At 55.8% G+C, this 4041-nt stretch carries 4 protein-coding genes; 2 read left to right on the top strand and 2 right to left on the bottom strand.

The genetic code is table 11. From position 1 onward, the window contains the following. The first annotated feature begins 147 nt into the window (after positions 1 to 147). Positions 148 to 807: a histidine phosphatase family protein gene (locus EKM91_RS13545; protein WP_125754421.1), complete on the top strand. Its 660-nt coding sequence runs from the start codon at positions 148 to 150 to the stop codon at positions 805 to 807. 119 nt (positions 808 to 926) lie between these two features. Here EKM91_RS13545 and EKM91_RS13550 read toward each other — a convergent pair whose 3' ends face one another. Together EKM91_RS13550 and EKM91_RS13555 are read right to left on the bottom strand one after the other, a co-directional pair. Then, entirely contained in the window at positions 927 to 1823 is an 897-nt protein-coding gene (locus EKM91_RS13550) for a DNA/RNA non-specific endonuclease (RefSeq protein WP_125754422.1), read from the bottom strand. A gap of 9 nt (positions 1824 to 1832) precedes the next feature. Further along, positions 1833 to 2438 carry a sunset domain-containing protein gene (locus EKM91_RS13555; protein WP_125754423.1) on the bottom strand — a complete coding sequence of 202 codons (606 nt, stop codon included), beginning with the start codon at positions 2436 to 2438 and terminating at the stop codon, positions 1833 to 1835. Between the two features lie 175 nt (positions 2439 to 2613). Between EKM91_RS13555 and EKM91_RS13560 the strand changes: the two genes are divergently transcribed. After that, a complete protein-coding gene (locus EKM91_RS13560; protein WP_225419542.1) occupies positions 2614 to 3987 on the top strand; it encodes an MFS transporter in 1374 nt (457 codons plus the stop codon). Positions 3988 to 4041: the final 54 nt, after the last annotated feature.

Here is a 4041-nt window from a genome sequence, read left to right on the forward strand (position 1 = left end):
CCCAGTAGAATACCGGGAACAAGCCATAGTTGCATAATTCAAAATCTAAATTGTCTAACTTTTCTATTGCACTTCATCTTCGTCTAGGGTCGTTTTTTTGCTGTATCCGTATGGTAGAATAAGCACATTGTGATCAGGAGGGCAAAAATGACAGAATTATATTTGATCCGCCATGGGCAAACCGTTTATAACGTGCAAAAGCGCGTGCAAGGCTTGGCAGATTCGGCATTGACGCCAGTCGGCCGCGCCGATGCGCAGGCGTTAGGCCGCGGGTTTGCCAAAGCGGGGATCCAATTTGACGCCGCGTATGCCAGTGATTTGGTGCGCGCTCAAGATACCGCCAAACTCGCTTTGGCGGCCAATGGCCAAAGTGATTTGCCGGTGCAAGCTGACGTGGGCTTGCGCGAAGAAGATTACGCAAGCTTTGAAGGGCGTTTGCAAAGTGAGCGCACCACGGCATTAAAGACGCTGATGCCGCATCCAGAAGCGGCGACCTTAGCGCAAGTCGCCGATGGGGTCCATCAGCTGGATCCAGCCGCGGAAACGCATCAAGCGGTGCAACAGCGCTTTGATCACGCGATCCGCCAGATCATGGCGAGTGCCTCAGGCCGCGTGATGGTCGTCGCCCATGGCACGGTGATCTTATTGTGGCTAGAGGCGCTGGGCTACCCGCTGTATGGGCAAAAAACGCTGCATAACGCCAGTGTTACCCATGCGGTGTATCAAACTGGCCAGTTTGCTTTTGACGAGTTTGATGCCAGCGACTATGTGGCTGCTGGCAAACGTGGCCAGGATATCAGCGGTTAAGCGCGTTTTACCAAGCCGCGTCCAGCGACAAAAACGCCTTGGGACCTAACCGCGAATGTGGTCCCAAGGCGCTTTTGTCGTGGGCTAAAACCGCTTGAGGTCTCAGCTCTTGGTGATGTTCAGCTGTTGGTACTCGTACCGGTGGCGTAATCGATCGTGTAGCCGGCTTCGATGTTGAAAATATAGACGTTGAAGCTGATCGTATTGTCGCCGATGCTTTGCGCGCGCATTTGCACACCGCGGGCCACTAATTCATTGCCGCGAAAAATCGGCCGCACTTCATAACGGACATAGCGTTTGGCGTCAGCTTTCAGATAAGTGGCAATGTCCATTTCATGGGCTAGCATCAACGGGTTGTTCAACGATTGGGTGCCAGTCATGAGGTTTTTGGGGTTGTTGTTTTCCCCAGACAGTTGAAACCCGATCAAGTGGCTGCGGTTATACAGCCAGCCATGGGCGGTGCGGCGGTTGTGCCAGCCAGTCGGGTCCCAAGTCAGCGGTTCGCGCTTGGTGCTGGGCATCAATGACTGGTTCAACAGCGCATTGGCATCGGTGGCGCGGTTGAGTTGGTCTAAATCGCTATATTTTTCCCAAGCGCCGCCGGCGGTGTTCAATTCGGCGGCAGAAAAGCCTGGTTTGTCGCTATTAATGGTGAGCTCTTGTTGTCCGGCATAGTTTTTGGCGGCTAAAGTCGCGCTGGTGTCGACAGCAGTCGGTTGAGCTTTTGGTGCCGGGCTGTTTTTGGCAGCCGCAGCTTGCTTGGCGGCCTCGCTGTTGGCAGCACTGGCGGCTTGGCTTTGGCGGTTCAGCGTGGTTTTTAAGCTGGCGATAGTGCTGGCAGTTTGGCTGTTGGCACTTTCTTGACTGGCGACTTGCTGTTTGGTCTGGTGATTGGCCTTGGTCAAACTGCTGAGTTGGCTTTGTTGCTTGGTGGTGGCTTGATCGGCTTGTTGGCCGCAGCCGGTGGCGGTGAGCATGATCGCAGCGGCAACCAGCCAGGTAGCTATTTTTTTCATTGTATCCTCCTAGCGCAGCGACTTGCGGTAGCCGGCCGCTTGGGCTTCGGCTTCAGAGTTAAAATATACCGCATTGGCTGAATTCATCCGGTAGCCGGCTTGGCCAGGGACGTGATAGATCTTAGAGTTTGCGTTCCCGACGATGCGGCCAGTGGCAGCGGTGTTCATGTCGCCGTGATTCACCGGGGCATGGCCGCCGGCTGGGGTTTGCGCTTGTGGTTGGTGGGCTTGTGCTGCCGCGGTACTGGCCGCTTGCGCTTGGCTGGCGGCGGCTGCTTGAGCGCTGGCAGCACTGGCGCTAGCGGCAGACTGGGCGGCGGCCAGTGAGCTCTTGGCGGCGTCGCGGGTACTTTCCGCTTTGGCTTGGGCAGCTTGGCCCTTAGCCACTTCCGCTTCCAGCAAGGTCGCTTGTTTGGCGAGCTTGGCCGCTAAGGCATCCGCTGCACTGGCGCGTTTGGCCAAGTCAGCGTGGGTGGTTTGCGCGGCGGTGATCTTCGCGGCAGCTTGGTCTTTAGATAAAGTGGTTTGGCTGCTGCAGCCGATCAAGCTGATGGTGACCGCTAAGGCAGCCAGGATCGTGCCGATCCGGCGCCGCGGCCGGGTAACAATTGACATGTCTTTCACTCCTCCGTAAGTATCTTCTTATTATCCGGGAAAACGCGGCAGAAGTATAGTTGTCGACACGAATAAAAGCGCTTAACCCACTTTGACACAATTAAAGGCATCGGATGGGCTTTTGTCAGCACGCAAAAATTGCGTTAGCATGACCTAGAAACGAAGGAGGCAGATCATGGCGAAAGGCAATCGCGGGCTGGTGATGCTCGCTGTTTTTATTGCAACATTTATGACCTCGGTCGAAGTGACGATCGTGACGACGGCGCTGCCGGCCATCATTGCGGCGCTGCATGGACTGGCTTGGCAAAGCTGGATCATGGCCGCTTACTTATTGACTACTGCGGTGACCACGCCGATTTATGGCAAACTCGCCGATGCTTATGGGCGCAAGCCGCTGTTTACTTGGGGCGTGGCGGTGTTTACCTTGGGGTCTTTAGGCAGCGGGTTGGCGCCAAGCATCTTATGGCTGATCGCTGCGCGCGCCGTGCAAGGGATCGGTGCCGGCGCGGTGATGCCATTGACGTTTACCATTATTGCCGATTTCTTTGATTACGCCCATCGCGCACAGGTGTTGGCTTTGAACAACACGGCTTGGGGCTTGTCGGCTTTGATCGGACCGTTATTAGGCGGTTTTTTAGTCGACCGGCTCAGCTGGCATTGGGTCTTTTTCGTGAATGTGCCGCTGGGGGTCGTTGTGCTTGGGTTAGTGGCATTTGGCTATCATGAAACCGTCACGCCTAAGCCATTGCACCTGGATGGTTTGGGGATCGCATGGCTGAGTGTGGCGCTGGTGAGCTTGCTGCTGGCGGTACAAGTCTTAGCGACGCACTGGGTCGTCGCCCTAGGCTTGTTGGTCGTGGCCGTGGCCGCCGCCATCGGGTTATGCCGCCAAGAACAAAAGGCGCCAGAGCCGCTGATCGCGCCAGCGTTGTTCACCAGCCGGACGTTTAGCATCCAGATCTTAACTGCGGCAATCTTGAGCGGGGTGTTGATCGCTTATCAAGTGTATTTCCCGATTTGGCTGCAAGCCTTGTATCACTCAGGCGCCACCCAAGCGGGATTGGTGGTGTCATCCAGTTCAGTGATGTGGCTGGCGGCGTCTTTTGCTGTGGCTTGGCTATTGCGGCATATGGTGCCGCGCAAGCTCACCTTGATCGTGACCAGTGTGCAATGGGTATTTTATGCGGTGCTGGTGTTTTCTGGACGCGGCTTTCCGGCTTGGGGGTTTTATGTGATCGCTGCCGTCAATGGGGCGGGGATGGGGATTGTGATCAGCATGAATACGGTGTTGAGCCAACATCTTGCCCCAGATGCCTTAGTCGGTTCGGCGACGGCGCTGTTGACGCTCGGCCGGTCACTGGGGCAAACGGTGATGACAGGCATCTATGGCGCGATCTTGAATATGGTGTTGAATGCCTGGCGCGGCCCAGTCAGCATGGCGGCGTTGAACCGCGCGGTGGCAGGCCATGCGGCTGCACCGCAAACGCAAAGTGTGTTGTTAGCGGCTTTGCATGCGGTGTTTATCGGGCTCTGTGTCAAATGGTGTTGATTAATAGTTTTTATCTTTTGAAAGGTCCACTCTTCGGAGTGGATTTTTTGTTAT

Origin of the sequence: Lacticaseibacillus baoqingensis (genome assembly GCF_003946165.1) — a bacterium.
In the GTDB taxonomy this organism is placed as follows: domain Bacteria; phylum Bacillota; class Bacilli; order Lactobacillales; family Lactobacillaceae; genus Lacticaseibacillus; species Lacticaseibacillus baoqingensis.